Annotated in this window: 14 protein-coding genes; 4 read left to right on the top strand and 10 right to left on the bottom strand. The window is 71.1% G+C overall.

The genetic code is table 11. From position 1 onward, the window contains the following. Positions 1-62: 62 nt before the first annotated feature. Both AMO33_RS21830 and AMO33_RS21825 read right to left on the bottom strand, forming a co-directional pair. The gene (locus AMO33_RS21830) at positions 63-1,211 is read right to left on the bottom strand and encodes an FUSC family protein (RefSeq protein ID WP_170916148.1); all 1,149 of its coding nucleotides are present in this window, start codon (positions 1,209-1,211) and stop codon (positions 63-65) included. A 7-nt stretch (positions 1,212-1,218) separates the two neighbouring features. Next, positions 1,219-1,674 carry a DUF3151 domain-containing protein gene (locus tag AMO33_RS21825; RefSeq protein ID WP_060594075.1) on the bottom strand — a complete coding sequence of 152 codons (456 nt, stop codon included), beginning with the start codon at positions 1,672-1,674 and terminating at the stop codon, positions 1,219-1,221. Positions 1,675-3,560: 1,886 nt separating this feature from the next. Here AMO33_RS21825 and AMO33_RS32665 point away from each other — a divergent pair. Both AMO33_RS32665 and AMO33_RS21815 read left to right on the top strand, forming a co-directional pair. After that, positions 3,561-4,943, top strand: a complete 1,383-nt coding sequence (locus AMO33_RS32665) for an Rv0361 family membrane protein (protein ID WP_240327278.1) — start codon at positions 3,561-3,563, stop codon at positions 4,941-4,943. 69 nt (positions 4,944-5,012) lie between these two features. Next, positions 5,013-6,074, top strand: coding sequence for a fused (3R)-hydroxyacyl-ACP dehydratase subunits HadA/HadB (locus AMO33_RS21815; RefSeq protein ID WP_060594074.1), 1,062 nt, complete (start codon positions 5,013-5,015; stop codon positions 6,072-6,074). 6 nt (positions 6,075-6,080) lie between these two features. Here AMO33_RS21815 and AMO33_RS21810 read toward each other — a convergent pair whose 3' ends face one another. From AMO33_RS21810 to fbaA, 3 genes are all read right to left on the bottom strand, one after another. After that, on the bottom strand, positions 6,081-7,538 hold the full coding sequence (locus tag AMO33_RS21810; protein WP_060595089.1) for a DUF4185 domain-containing protein: 1,458 nt from the start codon (positions 7,536-7,538) through the stop codon (positions 6,081-6,083). Positions 7,539-7,675: 137 nt separating this feature from the next. After that, positions 7,676-8,791, bottom strand: coding sequence for a BTAD domain-containing putative transcriptional regulator (locus AMO33_RS21805; RefSeq protein ID WP_011211915.1), 1,116 nt, complete (start codon positions 8,789-8,791; stop codon positions 7,676-7,678). 26 nt (positions 8,792-8,817) lie between these two features. Beyond that, complete coding sequence (gene fbaA / locus AMO33_RS21800; RefSeq protein ID WP_011211916.1) at positions 8,818-9,852, bottom strand: class II fructose-bisphosphate aldolase; 1,035 nt, start codon at positions 9,850-9,852, stop codon at positions 8,818-8,820. 176 nt (positions 9,853-10,028) lie between these two features. On the opposite strand from fbaA, the gene AMO33_RS21795 reads away from it, so the two are divergent. Continuing rightward, the gene (locus AMO33_RS21795; protein ID WP_011211918.1) at positions 10,029-10,754 is read left to right on the top strand and encodes a VTT domain-containing protein; all 726 of its coding nucleotides are present in this window, start codon (positions 10,029-10,031) and stop codon (positions 10,752-10,754) included. A gap of 5 nt (positions 10,755-10,759) precedes the next feature. Beyond that, complete coding sequence (locus tag AMO33_RS21790; protein WP_011211919.1) at positions 10,760-11,458, top strand: DedA family protein; 699 nt, start codon at positions 10,760-10,762, stop codon at positions 11,456-11,458. 16 nt (positions 11,459-11,474) lie between these two features. Here AMO33_RS21790 and AMO33_RS21785 read toward each other — a convergent pair whose 3' ends face one another. From AMO33_RS21785 to AMO33_RS31690, 5 genes are all read right to left on the bottom strand, one after another. After that, positions 11,475-12,563: a glycoside hydrolase family 76 protein gene (locus AMO33_RS21785; protein WP_011211920.1), complete on the bottom strand. Its 1,089-nt coding sequence runs from the start codon at positions 12,561-12,563 to the stop codon at positions 11,475-11,477. Positions 12,564-12,713: 150 nt separating this feature from the next. After that, complete coding sequence (locus AMO33_RS21780; RefSeq protein ID WP_086841370.1) at positions 12,714-13,397, bottom strand: TrmH family RNA methyltransferase; 684 nt, start codon at positions 13,395-13,397, stop codon at positions 12,714-12,716. Positions 13,398-13,486: 89 nt separating this feature from the next. Next, positions 13,487-13,816 carry a hypothetical protein gene (locus tag AMO33_RS21775; RefSeq protein ID WP_011211922.1) on the bottom strand — a complete coding sequence of 110 codons (330 nt, stop codon included), beginning with the start codon at positions 13,814-13,816 and terminating at the stop codon, positions 13,487-13,489. Positions 13,817-13,873: 57 nt separating this feature from the next. After that, the gene (locus tag AMO33_RS21770; protein WP_060594073.1) at positions 13,874-14,647 is read right to left on the bottom strand and encodes an ESX secretion-associated protein EspG; all 774 of its coding nucleotides are present in this window, start codon (positions 14,645-14,647) and stop codon (positions 13,874-13,876) included. Next, positions 14,644-15,975 carry a PPE domain-containing protein gene (locus AMO33_RS31690; RefSeq protein ID WP_060594072.1) on the bottom strand — a complete coding sequence of 444 codons (1,332 nt, stop codon included), beginning with the start codon at positions 15,973-15,975 and terminating at the stop codon, positions 14,644-14,646. Before AMO33_RS31690 ends, AMO33_RS21770 begins: the two co-directional genes overlap by 4 nt. Between the last annotated feature and the right edge of the window lie 6 nt (positions 15,976-15,981).

The following is a 15,981-nucleotide window of genomic DNA, read 5'->3' as shown; positions in this document are numbered from 1 at the left end:
GGACTCGGTGCCGTTCCGGAGCTGATGCCGTTCTTGAGCTGGTGCCGTTCCTGACCTGGTGCTCAGTCCTCGGGACGCACATAGGGATTGGGCACGGTCGGGGGCAGCAGCGCGATCGCCGAGATCCGCTTCACCCCGCACACCTGCATCAAATCCACCAGAATCGACCGGACCTGCGCGAACACCACGTGCGCCGAGAGCCCGGCGCCGGCAACGAGTTCCGGGCGCGCCTCCTTGGCCACCGACCGCAGCACCCGGGCCGCCTCGGCCTGGTCGGGCTGCTCGCCGGGGTCGGCCAGCATCATCCGGCGCACCACGTCCACCGCGTCGGCCAGCCGCTCCACCTCGTCGATCAGGCGCGGATCGAGGATCTCGTCGTCGCGGACCAGCGTCAGCGAACGGCGCAACAGCACACGGGTGTTGCGGATGGCATTGTCCAGCGGGTCGGCGGCCTGCCGGATCCGCTCCAGCCGCTGGCGGGAATTCCAGTACAGCGGGGAGATGCGGCTGATCTCCTTGCCGCCCTCCAGGCTGGAGCGCAGCGAATCGATGGTCTGCTGGGTGTTGCGGGCCGACTCCAGCGCGGTGCTGATCTTCTGCGGATCCTGTTCGAGCAGGCCTTCCGAGCAGGCGGCCAGCGACTCACCCATCACCTTCAGGACGTTGGCGGCGTGTTCGCGGGCCCGGCGCACCGGATGCAGCGGGATCGCGGCCACCACCACGACGCCGACCAGGCCGCCGACGAGCGCGTCGATCATCCGGGAGAAGCTGGCGTTCGACGAGGGCGGCATGAGCGTGGCGACCAGCACCGCCGAGGTGGCGGCCTGGATGCTGATGATCGAGCCGCCGTCCACGAACACCGCCAGCGCCATCGCCACCACGACCACCAGCGCGATCTGCCAGACGCCGGTGCCGACCCCGGAGATGAACAGATCGCCGATGCCGATCCCGACCGCGACACCGACCACCAACTCCACCGACCGGCGGATCTTCGCGCCGAAGGAGACGCCGATCGACACGACCGCCGCGGTGGGGGCGAAGAACGGGTTGGCGTGCCCGACGACGTTGTGCGCGATGAACCACGCCAGCGCGGCACCCAGCGCGCACTGCACGATCGGCAACGCGGACAACCGCAACCGCGCCCAGGACGCACGCACCTGCTCGGCCGTGCTCGCCCTGGCCGCGCCGATACGCGACTCCGGATCGATCAAGTCCGGCTCAGTCGAGGCCGAGCTCGCCCGCGGCGCGCGGGTCGCAGTCCTCGAGCAGATCGAGGCAGCGGGCGTACTCCTCGGTCTCGCCGATCGCCTTGGCGGCCCTGGCCAGCGCGCCGACACTGCGCAGGAAACCCCGGTTGGGTTCGTGGCTCCACGGCACCGGGCCGAAGCCCTTCCAGCCGTTGCGGCGCAGCAGGTCCAGTCCGCGGTGGTAGCCGGTGCGGGCGAAGGCGTAGGCGGCCACGATGTCGTGGTTGACCGCGCCGTCCGGACCCGCGGCCTCGGCCTCGCCGCGCGCGAGCGCCGCCTCGGCCAGATGGGCCCAGGCGATGGAGGCGGCCGGGTGCGCCGCGGCCACCTGCACCGGGTCGACCTTGTCGAGCAAGGCCTCCTCGGCGTCGGTGTTTTCGGGAAGCAGTACCGGTTGCGGTCCGAGCAGGTCACCGAAGGAGGTCATGCGGTTCATTGTGCACCGGTCCCGGCCGTGCGGCAGCGACGGGGGAATCGGCACCCGCACTCGATTCGGTCGATAGGCTGGCCGTCGAGCTCACATCAGATCCGCCTGACCGAGGGGTAGTGGTGTCCGACCCGAACGACGAGAAGAAGCCTGCGCAGGCCGCCGCCGGTGCCACCGAGCCGAAAGACACCGACTCGGGCGACGCCACCCGCCCCATGCCCGCAGACTCTCCCGCTTCGGGGAATCCTCCCGCGCGGCAGGCGGGTTCGGGCGCGGGCCGCCCCGCCGACAGCGGTGCCGAGGACGGCTGGGAACGGCCCGCGACATCCGGTGCGAATCCGGCCGACGCGCGTCCCCAGGCGGTGCCGTTCACCAGGACGACGGTGGTCGGCCCCAATCGGACGGGCAACCCCGGCGCCGGCCGGCCCGCGGGCCCTGCCGCCCGCGCGGGGAACGAGCCGAGCCGTTCCGGGAACGAGCCGACGGAGCAGATCAACAGGTCCGCCGCACCCGCCGACCGGCCCGCGGGCGGACACCCGGCGCGTCCCGAAAACGCCGGAGCACCAGGGCGAAACAGTGGTGCCGATGCCGCCGGTGGGCGGTCGGACGCCACCGCGCCGATGGCGGCCGGTTCCGGACAGCGCGCGGACGCCGGGCGGGAACCCGCGGGCGGGGCGACCGGCTCCCGTCCCGGCGACTCGGGGGGAGCGGCATCCTCCGTCGCGCAGGGTTCCGGGCAGGGAGCCGGGAAGCCCTCGGGTTCGGGTGCCGACCAGACGACCGTGCAGCACCGGACTGTGCAGGGCGCGCAAGCGCAGGGCGGTCCGGCGGGCAACCGACCCGGAAGCACTCCGAGCACCCCCGCGGACCAACCCGGCCGATCCGCCGCCGACGCGCGGACGACAGATGCGGCAGCGACGAGCGCGCCGGGGTCCGCCGCGCAGTCACACACCGCTCCCGGCGCGCCGTCGGCAGCAGACGCCGCCGGTTCCCGTACTTCCGGTGCCGCCGGTGGCAGCACCGGCCGCCCCGGACCGGACGCGTCCGCCGGCCAGCCGAGTCCTTCCGGCGCCGACCGAGGACAGACCACCACGGGTGCAGGGGCTGCTGGGGCAGCAGGAAGCGCGGTTCCGGGCCGCGACGCTGCGCCGAGCGCCGGCACCGACCCCTCGGTCAACCGAGGGAACAACGCGAATACCGGCCCCGGCGCGGACGCAGGCACCGGTGCCGCTGAGGGAGCAGACACCAACACTGGCGCCGGCACGAATCCCGGTGCCCGCGCCGGCACCAGCGCGGGCACGAACACCGACGCCGACACCGGGCCGGGCAGCGGTGGCGACCGCACCAGCACGGCCGCCGCTCCCGACGCGGGCGCCAACACCGGCGCAGGCACGGGTGGCAGCCCCAAGGCAGACGTCAGCACCAGCGCCGACCCGAACAGCGGCACCGGCGCACGCATGGACGCAGGCGCGGGCACCGGTACCGGCGAAGCCGCGGGCACCGGCGAGGACGCGGGCACCGGCCAGGGCGCACGCACCGACACGGGCGCGGGCACCGGCCAAGGCGCACGCACCGACACGAACGCAGACACCGGCCAAGGCGCACGCACCGACACTGGCGCGGGAAGCCGGGCAGGCGCTGGCAACGACCCGCGCGCGGGTAGCGGCGAGGGCACCAGCGCGGGAGCGAACGCAGGTTCAGGCCCACGCCCGGAGGCGGGGGCCAGTCCGGGCACTGGCACTGGGACTGGCACTGGCACTGGTGCTGGTGCTGGCACTGGTGAGAGGGGAACTCCGCCGACTGCTGGGGGTAAGGGCACCACCTCCGGGGCGGCGGGCGCCGGGGACGAGAGTGTTCCGTCGACGCCTGGCGCCGATGCGCCGACGATGGTGTTCCGCCGGGAGGACGTCGCCGCGGCGGCGCAGGCGGCGGGGGCAGCGGCGACGGGTGGCGACGACAAGACGGGTGGCGACGACAAGACGATGGTGATGCGTCGCGTCGACCTGCCCGCGCAACCCGGCAGCGCGGACAAGACCGGACGGCAGGGCGCACCGGCCGCCACCTCCGACGACCCCGGAAACCGAGCCGGAGCGCCCGGCGCCGCCGCCTCCGGGACCGCGGCCGCGGCCGCAGCCGCCGGACGAACCACACCTGCCGGACCGAGCGCACCCACCGGAGCGACCGGACCGGCCGGACAAACCGCACCTCCCGCACCGACCGCACCCGCCGGACCGACCGGACCCGCCGCATCCGGCGCACCGACCGCGCCCGCGGCGCCCGGCGCACCCGCCGGACCGACCGATGCGCAGGGTCGAAACAAGTCGGGCTCCGAAAGCACCGAACAGAACCCGCCCGAGCCACCGGCCGCACCCGACCGGACACCCCCCGGCCGACCGGCCGAAGGCGAATCCGCCACGCCACCCATCGACGCAGACGCCGACGCCGACGCCGAAACCGTCGCCATGCCGCTGGTCGCGCCCGTCGGCGAGGACGACCAGAAGACGATGGCGCTGCCGATCCAGCGTCCCGAGCCGACCGATCGGGTGGCGGGTCGTCCGCCGCTGAGCAAACCGCCGACGACTCCGCGGCCCGCGCCCGGTCCGCGGCAGCCGGGTCCGCAGGGGCCCTCGGGACCGCCCTCGGGCGTGCCGAACGCCCCTGGCCAGGCCGGTCCGCCGCCGGCCCGCGCCGGTTCGGCCCCCTCGCCTGCCGATCAGAACGCCACGCGCCCGGCCGAACAGGTGAGTGCGGGACCGCGGGCGATCGCGCAGCCGCAGCGGGTTCCGCCCGCCGCCGAAGAGCCCGCGGGTGCGGCGGAGCCGACGGGCGCGAAGCGGTCCCGACGGTGGTTGCTGGCGGTCGGTGCCGCGGCGGTGGTGCTGGTGCTCGTGCTGGCCGGTATCGCGATGGCGCTGCTGCGCGGCGATTCGCCCGAGGACCAGGTGCGCGCGGCGATCGGCGACTACACCTCGGCGTTGCACGACGGTGATCTGGCCGCGCTGCGGGAGAGCACCTGCGGGCCGTTGCACGAGTTCTACCGCAACATCACGCCCGAGCAGTTCGCCAGCGTGCACCAGCAGTCGCGGGAACGGCGCAGCATCCCGGTGGTGGACGGGGTGGACGCCATCAAGATCACCGACAACACCGCCCTGGCCCAGGCGACCGTGTACACCGAGGCCGACCCGGGTAACCGTTCGGCACGAACGTTCGATCTGGAAAAGACCGACAGCGGCTGGAAGGTGTGCGACCGCCCCACCGAGGCGGAGTGACTACTCGGCGGTAGCGGTCGTCACATCACCTGGTCAAGCGACCGGCCGGGCCACTAGCATGGCCCGGTCATGGGCAGTGAGCAGACGATGATGGAACCGGACGCCGACATCCTGGCGACGAAGAGCCTGGCGGGGCGCCGGTTTCTGGTGCGCGACCGCTACGAGGTCGGCCGCGAGAAGGTGCGCGAATTCGCCCGCGCCGTGCAGAACCGGCACGGCGCGCACCACCGCGAGGCCGACGCCGCCCGCCTCGGCTACGACCACGTCGTCGCCCCGCCCACCTTCTCCTCGGTGATCGGCATGGCGGCGACCAACGCGCTGCTGGATTCGGTGCTCACCGAGTACGACCTGACCCAGGTGCTGCAGACCGATCAGATCTTCGAGCTGCGCCGCCCGTTCCTGGCCGGCGACGCCATCCACACCCGGGTGCTGATCGAGTCGATCCGCAGCTTCGGCGACAACGATTTCGTCACCGTCCGCGCCGAGATGCTCAACCAGCACGACGAGATCGCGCAGATCGCGTCGACCACGATCGTCGCGCGCCGCGGCGCCGAGGTCGATCCGAACTTCGCGGAGGTGGTGCGCAGCATCTTCATGCACACCCGGCCCGTCGAGCCGACCGCAGATCTCGCACAGACGGGAGTCCTGATCCCGATCGACGAGGCCGACCTGCCGCCGGCACGCGCCGCCGTCCCCGGCCCGGTGCACACCATCCCCTCGTTCGACCGCCTCGCGAAGGGGGACGAACTCCCGGCCGGCACCGCCCGACTGACCCGCGGCGACCTGGTCAATTACGCGGGCGTCGCGGGCGATCCCAACCCGATCCACTTCAGCGAACGCGCCGCCCAGCTCGTCGGCCTGCCCACCGTCGTCGCCCACGGCATGCTGACGATGGGCCTGACCGCCGACTACCTCACCGGGTGGCTCGGCGACCCCACCGCCATGACGAAGTTCAGCGTCCGATTCGCGGGCTTCGTCCCGGTGACCGTCGAGGAACCGAGCACCATCGAGTTCACCGGCAAGATCAAATCCCTCGATCCCGACCGCCGCGCGGCCACCGTGGTGCTGGGCGCCACCTCCGGCGGCCGCAAACTCTTCGGCCGCGCCATCGCCGAGGTCCGGCTCTCCTGACCGGACTCACTCCGCCAGTTCGGCGTGCATGAGATACACGTTGTAGTCGCTCCAGGTCGTGATGTTGAAGTAGAGATCGCTTCCACTCGACCAGGGATGGATGAAGCCGCCGTACAGCTCGGGATAGTCGAGCACCGAGACCGTCGGCGTCGGGGCCGACCAGGCGCCCTGGGGCGTGGTCGCCTCCCGGACGACGATGGCGGCGCGCGCGGTGTCGAGGTAGCTCATCTGCCACACCCCCCGGCTCGCGTCGAAGCGCACCGACAGCTCGCCCGCGGGGGCGTCGACGACGGGTGTGGCGCTGGCGGCCCCGCCGACCGGCGTCCACTGCCCGTCCCGCCAGTACTGGTAGGCGGTCTTGTTGAGCAGTTGGTCGGCCGGGACGCGGGCGAGGCCGACCGCGCCGAGGCGGGTGTTGGGGGTGCCGAACATGTAGACGTGGTCGCCGTGCGGGACCATCGCGCTCACCTGGAAGTTGGCGAGGCCGAAGATGTTGTCCCAGCGGGCGTGCGGGTCCTTGGTCCAGGTCTGGCCGCGGTCGTCGGAGTAGGCGATCCCGCCGTAGTTGGTGTAGAAGGTGCCGGGCCCGCTGTTCCAGGTGCGAATCGACATGTAGCTCAGGTACTGCCGGTCGCCGAGGGCGAAGCCGGAGGTGGGGATGGTGGTGATCTCCACGTTGTCGAGTTTGCGGCTCGACAGCACCTCCGCGGCATGGCAGCGACTGTCGGTGACCATGCGGTCGTAGGTCATCCCGTCGCTCAGGTCACGGTCGGTACTGAAGGCCAGCACGTTGCTGCGCCAGTCCCCGCCCATGCCGCCGGGCGGATGGAACCCGCGCCCGACGGTGTCACCGAAGGCCACCGCGACCTCCCCGGGCCCGCTCTCCCACATGATCCCCAGGTCGGTGCCGTCCACCTGCCACCGCTTGTCGGTGCGGTTCACCGAGTTGGCGCCGGTCTGCTTGGCGACTTCGCGCACCTGCACCACGCGCGGCGCGGCGGGCGCCGCCTCGCGCGGCGCGGCCTCGGTGGGTGGGGTGACCGGCGCGGGTGGGGGCGGCACCTCGCCGGGATCGGGGCTCGGACCGGGCAGCGCGAAATAGAAGGGCTTGGGGTTCACGAGGATCTCGGGAATGCCGAGCCGGTTCGCCAGGCTCGGCGGTGGTTCCGGCAGGTCGGTGAGGTCCGGGCAGGGGTTGACGCACGGGTCGCTCGGCAACGTCATCTCGGTGCGCACCGGCTCCGGCTCGGGTGGCTCCGGCGGCAGCACCGTGACCACCGGGTACGGAACGGGCACCTCGAGCGTCTCCGGAATCAGATCCTCGTGTACCGGTTTCGGATCGGTGAGACACGGCCCGGCGCCGGGCACCGCGACCGCGCCGCCGGGCTCGGCCGAGCCCACCGCCCCCTGCGCAGCGACCAGCAATCCCGCGGCACCGATCACCGCCGCCATGCGCACCGCCATCAGCACCCCTCACCTCGCGCCACGAATCCGACCAGCGCCCGACCCTACCGCGCCCGTGGGCGGGTATGCGCGAGTTCCCGGCGCGGCCTGGGGATGCAGCCCACCATCCACAGCCGTGTCGATCCGGGATTGCGGACCTACTGCAACGCTTGGAAAATCAGCACGGTCGCGCCGATGCGGATCATGTCGCCGTCGCCGAGCAACGCGCTCTCGATCGGTTCCTCGTTGATGTACACCCCGTTGGCCGAATGCAGGTCCTTGATGAGCAGGCCGGCGCGGCTGGGCAGGATGTGGGCGTGGTAGCGGCTGGCCTTCGGGTCGTCGAGGACCAGGTCGTTGTCGATCATGCGGCCGATGCGCATACCCGCGTGCGAGATCGGCAGCGCCCGGCCGTCCGGCAGGCGCAGCTGCCCGCTGCGCACCGCGCGCGGCCCCTCGGTGACAGTCTCGGTCATCGCCGCGGCCATCCGCTCGACGCGCTTGAACTCCTTGGTGCTCAACGGTTCCTGCCGCAGCACCCGCTGCTCGAGCTCGACCAGGGCGGGACCGGGATCGATGCCGAGTTCGTCGGCGAGCACGGTGCGCACCCGGCGGCAGGCGTCCAGCGCGTCGGCCTGGCGGCCGGACAGGTACAGGGCGGTGATCAGCTGCCCCCACAGCGGTTCGCGCAACGGGTGTTCGGTGGTCATGGTGACCAGTTCGCCGATCACCGAGGAGGCGCGCCCGCAGGCGATCTCGGCGTCGATACGAGCGGAGGCGGCCAGCAGTCGCTCCTCCTCCATCGCGGTCGCGAAGCCGTCGGCGAACTGCAGACCCGCCAGATCCGACATCGCGCGCCCACTCCACTCGTCGAGCGCCTTGCCGTACAGCTGCGCGGCACGCACCTGGTCGCCGAGGTCGGCGGCCTTGGCGCCGGCCGCGCAGGCGGCTTCGAAACGGCCGATGTCGCAGGCGTCCTCGGGGATCTCGAGCCGGTACCCGGAGGACTCGGTGCGCAGCACCTGGGCCGGGTCGACGCCGGAATTGCGCAGCGCCTTACGGATGTTGGAGACGAACACCTGCAGGCTGGCCGCATACGAATCCGGCGGATCCTCGTTCCAGACCATGTCGGCCAGTGCGGACGAGGCGACCGCGCGGCGCCGGTTGACGGTGAGCGCGGCCAGCAGGGCTCGCGGCTTGGGCCCGCCGACCGCCACCGGCTCACCACCGACGAACAACCGGACGGGCCCGAGCACACGCACATCCAGACTCATGAGCTCGGGCCCTCGAACGTTGTGGGTCAGGCGCTGATCGACCGTCCCGCGGACTTCAGATCATTGCACGCCTCCACGACGCGCTCCGACATCGACGCCTCGGCCTTCTTGAGGTAGCTGCGCGGGTCGTAGGTCTTCTTGTTGCCGACCTCGCCGTCGATCTTGAGCACACCGTCGTAGTTGGTGAACATGTGCCCGGCGACGGGACGGGTGAAGGCGTACTGGGTGTCGGTGTCGACGTTCATCTTCACCACGCCGTAGCGCAGCGCGTCGTCGATCTCGGACTTCAGCGAGCCCGAACCGCCGTGGAAGACGAAGTCGAACGGCTGCGCGTCGGCGCCGAGGCCGAGCTTGGCCGCGGCCACCCGCTGGCCCTCGGCGAGCACCTCGGGGCGGAGCTTGACGTTGCCCGGTTTGTACACGCCGTGCACGTTGCCGAAGGTGGCGGCGAGCAGGTACTTGCCGTTCTCGCCGGTGCCCAGCGCATCGACGGTCTTCTCGAAGTCCTCCGGGGAGGTGTAGAGCTTCTCGTTGATCTCGGCCTCGACACCGTCCTCTTCACCGCCGACGACGCCGATCTCGACCTCGAGGATGATGTTGGCCGCCGAGGTGGCCTTCAGCAGCTCCTTGGCGATCTCGAGGTTCTCGTCGATCGGGATGGCCGAGCCGTCCCACATGTGCGACTGGAACAGCGGGTTCTTGCCCGCGTTCACCCGCTCCTGCGAGATGGCGATCAGCGGCCGGACGAAGCCGTCCAGCTTGTCCTTCGGGCAGTGGTCGGTGTGCAGGGCGATGGTCACGTCGTACTTCGCCGCCACCACGTGCGCGAACTCGGCCAGCGCGACCGCGCCGGTGACCATGTCCTTCACGCCGAGCCCGGAACCGAACTCCGCGCCGCCAGTCGAGAACTGGATGATGCCGTCGCTGCCGGCATCGGCGAAGCCCTTGATGGCCGCGTTGATGGTCTCCGACGAGGTGCAGTTGATCGCCGGGAACGCGAAGGAGTTCTGCTTGGCGCGAGCCAGCATCTCGGCGTAGACCTCGGGGGTTGCGATGGGCACTGACAGACCTCCATGTACGACGCTCGCCGCCCGCAGGCGCGAAGGGTGCTGATCCTGCTGATCAGCCTAAGGGAGACGCCGACCCACCCGACAGGGGACCCGACGACGGCCGCCCGCCCCGCCGAGATCCTCGCCACAATTAGGCACGGTCCCGCCACGCCGGTACCCTGGGCGGCGTGATTGCGCAGGCCGGCTCGGAAACCCTGACGACGAATCTCGCCCTCTTGCCGGGCTTCCTGGATCCGGTGAATCTGCTCAACTCCTTCGGTAGCTGGGTGCTCGCGGGATTGTTGCTCGTCGTCTTCATCGAGTCCGGACTGCTGTTCCCGCTGCTGCCCGGCGACTCGCTGCTGTTCACCGCGGGCCTGATCGCGGCGTCGAAGTCGGCCGAGATCCCGCCGTTCGCGCCGATCGGCGTGCTGCTGGTGCTCATCCCCATCGCCGCGTTCGCCGGTGACCAGGTCGGATACATGATCGGCAAGGGCGGCGGCACGGCGCTGTTCAAGTCCGACGACGCCCGGATCTTCAAGAAGAAGTACATCGACGAGTCGCACGCCTTCTTCGAGAAGCACGGCCCGATCACCATCATCCTGGCCCGCTTCGTGCCGATCGTGCGCACCTACGCGCCCGTGGTCGCGGGTGCCTCGGCGATGAGCTACCGCGTCTTCGTCACCTACAACGCCATCGGCGCGGTGCTGTGGGGCACCGGTGTGACGGTGCTCGGCTACCTGCTGGGCCAGATCGCGTTCATCCGCGACAACATCGACCTGATCTTCCTGCTGATCGTGTTCGTCTCGGTGCTGCCGATCCTCGTCGAGATCGTCAAGCGGATGCGCGCCGCGCGCTCCGCGAACGCCGCCGCCGACACCGAGACGGTGAAGTCCACGCCCGGTCAGAGCTGAGCCACATGGTCGCCGCGTCGGGCGGATTGAACTTTCTCGAATCCGCTGGTCCCACCCTGGTCTGGGTGGTGGTCATCAGCTTCGTGTTCCTGGAATGCGCGGTGATCGTCGGCCTGTTCCTGCCCGGCGATTCCATGCTGCTGACCGCCGGTGTGGTGCTGGCCGGTCACCACGCCGGGGAGAAGCAGATCTGGGCGCTGGCGCTGGGCGCGATGGTGGCGGCCATCGCGGGCAACCAGGTGGGGTACGTGATCGGGCATCGCACCGGTACCGGGTTCGTCGCCAGACGCAACGGCAGATACGTCAATGCCGAGAACCTGCGCCGGGTGACCCTGATGCTGGACAAACACGGGTTCTGGGCGGTGCTGCTGGCCCGCTGGATTCCGTGGGTGCGCACCCTGTGCCCGCTGGTCGCCGGCGCGGCACGGATGGATCACCGCCGCTACACCATCGCCAGCACGCTCGGCGCGATCGCGTGGGCGCCGGTGCTGCTGTTGATCGGCTTCTACGCGGGCAACCACCTGAAGCGGGTGCCGTGGCTGATGCACGGCGTCACGGCCGCGCTGGTGCTCGGCCTGATCGTGGGCACCATCGTGGGGATCAGGCACTACCGCCAGGAGATGAACGCGCGCGTCGACGAGTTCGACATGGACGCGCCGACCGTGGTGCTGCCCCGCTGGGAGCCCGACGCCGAGCGCCGCTGACGCGCCCGCTCGCCGCTCACAGCCCGGCCGCGCTCACCTGGTACGCCGCCTCCATCAACATCCAGCCCGACAGCTGCACCGAGAGATCGCGCTCGGGCACCTTCGAGGCCGTCACGGAACCGCCCGCGGTGAAGTACCCGGCCCCGGCCGTGCTGCCCGGCAACCGCGCGGGTTTGCTCCAGTCGGCCCCGAACAGCGGCTCGCCCTCGACCTCGAGCCGGTTCGACCACGCCGCCTGTGCCGAAGCACGCACGATCGCGGCGGCGTCGCGGCGGTCGGCCGCCTGGGTACGTCCGTCGCCGGGCAGCATCAGCGCGACCACCGCCAGATAGCGGGCCAGGATCCCGTTGAACAGACCGCCGTCGCCGCCACCACCGCCGTTGATCACGCCGTGCGTGGTCATGTGCTCCTCGACCGCGCCGAGTAGCCGGTGCACCCGGTCGAGATGTCGCGGCTCGTCGGTGTGGACGGCGAGCTCGGCTTCCAGGCCGAGCACCACACCCTGGCAATAGGTGAAGGTGGGCCGCTCGATCTCGCCGGACGGCAGGTGGATGCCGTCGAGAATCAACCCGCTGCCGGGGTCGCGCAGGGTGGCGTCGATCCAATCGGCCATCTCCTGTGCGCGCGCGTGCCTGCCGAGGCGGCTCAGCGCGATCGCGGCAGGCCCGTTGGCGGGAGCATTGAAGTAATCCGACCGCACCCGCCACGGGATGCCGCCGCCGACGTCCGGCTGCCACGCCGTGTAGAGCTTCTTCTCCAACGCGGTCAGCGCGCCGCGGGCGGCGGACACCCCCTGCGTGCGTTCGGCGCGCTCCAGCGCGATCGCCAACCACGCCATATCGTCGTAGTAGTTGTTGGTCCACCCGGTGATGTTGCGGATTCGATGCGAACGCACCAGCTCCGCGAGCCGTTTGCGACGAGTCGGCGTCGGCGCGCGATTGGCAGCGTCGACGGCGCAATCGATCAGATGCGCCTGCCACCAGTAGTGCCAGGACGCGAACATCCGCTCGCGCCGGGTCGCGGGCCAGCCGACCACCCCCAATTCCGTTCCCGGGACGGCCCAGAGCGCCCGCAGGTGCCGGGAGACGATCGCGGATTCGGCCATGTCGGCCCGCTCGGACCACAGCGCGGGCGTCGGCGCAGCATCCTGCCCGGTCTTCGGGCTCCGCGAGGTCATAGGACAATGGTGCCAGTTCTGTCCCGATTCATGCCGCTGAATTGTTACCCAACGGCGTCCGAATTGTGCATGCTCGCCTCACCAGCTCTGGCTGAGGTCGGCGTGGGTGCGGATCCAGGCATGCATGGCGATGCCCGCCGCCACCCCTGCGTTGATACTGCGCGTCGAGCCGAACTGTGCGATCGAGACGGTCATGGCCGCGGCCTGCTTCGCGGGCTCGGTCACGCCGGGGCCCTCCTGCCCGAACAGCAGCAGGCACTCCCGCGGCAACTCCACGGTTTCCAGTGGCACCGCACCCGGCACGTTGTCCACCGCGACGACCGTCAGGCCCGTCCGGTCGGCGAAGTCGCGCAGTTCCGCCACGTCGGCGTGATGCCGGATGTGCTGATAGCGGTCGGTGACCATGGCGCCGCGGCGGTTCCATCGCCGCCTGCCGACGATGTGCACCGCGGCCGCGGCGAACGCGTTGGCGGTGCGCACCACCGTGCCGATGTTGGCGTCGTGGGCGAAGTTCTCGATCGCGACGTGAAAGGGATGCCTGCGCCGGTCGATGTCGGCGACGATCGCCTCACGCGTCCAATACCGGTAGGCGTCCACCACGTTGCGGCGGTCGCCGTGCGCGAGCAGCTCCGGGTCCAGGCGGGGATCGTCGGGCGGCGGGGTGCCGAACTCCGCCGGCCACGGGCCGACCCCGTGCGGGTGTTCGCCCCACTCGGTCGGCCCGGCCTGCGACTCCTCGGCGATCTGCGACTGCTGCTCCACGCCGCCGATGCTAGATCCGCGCACCGCGCACGAGGTCGCGGGGCTGCGCTCGGCCCGGGCCCGGTGGGGCGGCCCGGGACGGGAAGGGCTCAGTAGGACGAGGACGACGAGGCGATACCGCCGATGATCGCGATCACGATCACCACGACCAGCGCCAGCAGATACAGCGCCAGGATGATGGTGCCGATGATTCCGCAGATGTAGCCCGCTTTGACGTTGCCCTGCCCGCCGATGGTGCCGCCGGAGGACTCGATCTCGTTCAACGCCCGGCGTCCCATGATCCAGGCGAACGGCGCGCAGAGCTGGCACAACACCAGGCCGAGGATGCCGAGCACCAGGATCGTCGTCGCCTGCGGGTGGTCGGGCGGCGGCGGACCGTAGGACGCGTACGGGTTCCCGTACTGCGGAGGTTGAGTCATGGCGATGATGCTATCCGGGCCCGGCCTGGTCAGCGGGGGTATCGGCGGAGGTGTCGGTCACCGCGCGGCGTAGCGGCCGTCGCGGACCGCCCGCACCAGTTGTTCGATGCGCTGGGCGAGCGTATGCACGAGGGCCTGTTCGGGGGCGGGTTTGGCGACGACCACGTCCTCGCCGAAACTGATGTAGCGCCCGTCCTCGAAATCGTTGATCTGGAAGTCCTTTCGCCCTTCCGTGTGCCGGTTGTCGACACTGCCGTGCGGGTAGACCGCCACGTGCGCCAGGCACGTGGTCGGCCGGGCGAAGAACTCGTCGAACACCTCGCGCGGGCCGCGCCGCCACGGATCGGTGTGCACGCCCGCCCGTGGCGCCAGATCGCGGACGTCCACGCGCAGCGAATCACCTTTTCCGGGTGGGCATTTCGGCAGCGTCCCGATGACGGCGGCAGGCACCTGCTCGGCGGGCAGGAACGTCAACCGCACGTCGCCGCCGTGCTCGTGGTCGATGCCCGGCTCCTGCACCGCGATGGCCCCGTGCTGGTAATGCACGCCCGCGTGCGCGCGGATGCGCTGGTCCCGGCCGCGGCCGCGGAACCCGGCGACCTCGACCCTGGCTTCCGGCCGCAGCAGCACATCCACCGCGCGCATCAGGTTGTCGTCGAGCCGGTCGCGGACCGAACGCGCGGCCGCCTGCCAGGCCAGCCGGAAATCGTTCGGCTCACCGGTGTCGACCCAGCGGTGCCGCAACGGATAGGGCAGCACGTCGCGGCCGGTCGACTCCCACAGCACCCGGAACTCGAGCGCGGTGAACTGCCAGCGGGCGACCGCGCTCATTCCCCGATCACCGGCGGGACCGCCTTCGGCCGCGTCGCGGTGCCGATCAGTTCCTCCCCGTTCTCCTGGTTGATCAGGTAGTCGGGGACGCCCTTGGTGTGCTCCTCGTCGCTCTGCGCACCGCGGCCGGCCACACCGGGCATGCCCATCATCCCCGCCCGCCCGTTGGCGGCGGCACGACCGGCCGCCGAACTCATCGCGGCCTGGGCGGCCGCGGGCGCGCCCGGCACACTCGAACCCGCACCCGGCACCGCGCCCGGCGAACCCGGGTAGCCCGAACCGGGCGAGCCGGAACCCGGCGAACCAAGGCCGGGAGAACCGGGTGTCGTCGGGGAGCCGGGGCTGCCCGGCAGGGTCGGGGTGGCCGAAGCCGGTGTCGTGCCCGCGGGATTCGTCGAGTCGCCCGCGCCCGCCGGATCGGTCGACTGCTGCGTCTGGTCGCCGGGCGTCTGGCTCGACGGCCGGCCCGTGTCCTGCTGATCCGGGGCAGCCTGGTCCTCGCCCGGCCCGGGATCGCCCGGCTGCTGCGACGCGGGACCGGTGCTGCCCGACGGTGCCGACGTGCCGTTCCACCCCGGCGTGCCCGGATTCGTCGAACCCGAGCCAGGATCGGAACCGCCCGGCTCGGAGGTCGGGTTGTAGGGTTTGGGGATCACCGGCACGTTGTCGGTCTCGCGCAACACCGGGGCGTAGACGGTCCGCAGCACCCGGCGCGCCTCGGCCAGCGCCGTCTCGTACGCCTCCTCGTTGTCACGCCAGCCACGCCCCGCGATCCAGCGGCGAGTGTTCTCCCAATTCGTATTGTGTTCGGGCACCTGCGGAACCAGCTCCTTGGTCGGAGCGAGCCCGGTGGCCAGTTCCTCGGTCTTCTTCGCCATCAACCGGGCGGCCTGAGACGCCTTGGTCGCCGACTCCAGGAACTGGGCCACCCCCTGAGCCACGGCACGCGCGGACTCGCCGCGCCACACACTCTCGTCGGTCGCGCGCAGCATCCGTGTACTGAACTGCGCCTGCGCGGTTTCGGCCCGCTTGCCGATCTCGTCCCACGCCGCGCGCAGGTCATCCACCGCGGTGAGATCGATCTTGTCGACCTTGGCGCGCAACACCTCGAGCGGCTCCTCGAAGAACTCCTGGCTGCGGATACCGGACCGGAAATCCCCGACGAAACCGATCTGCCCGGCCTCGTTCCGCACCGCCTCCCGCTGATTGTTGTAGCGGCCCTGCACATCACCCGGCCGGGTACCCGGCTCGAGTTCCTCACCGGCAATCCAATTCGTGAGATTGCGGAGCGTGGCCGCACCGAAGGTGTAGTTCTCGAAGAAACTCATGCCGGG

The organism is Nocardia farcinica, from assembly GCF_001182745.1.
Lineage (GTDB): Bacteria > Actinomycetota > Actinomycetes > Mycobacteriales > Mycobacteriaceae > Nocardia > Nocardia farcinica.
Note: the sequence above shows the minus strand (reverse complement) of the source record. Positions and strands in the feature narration are given on the sequence as shown.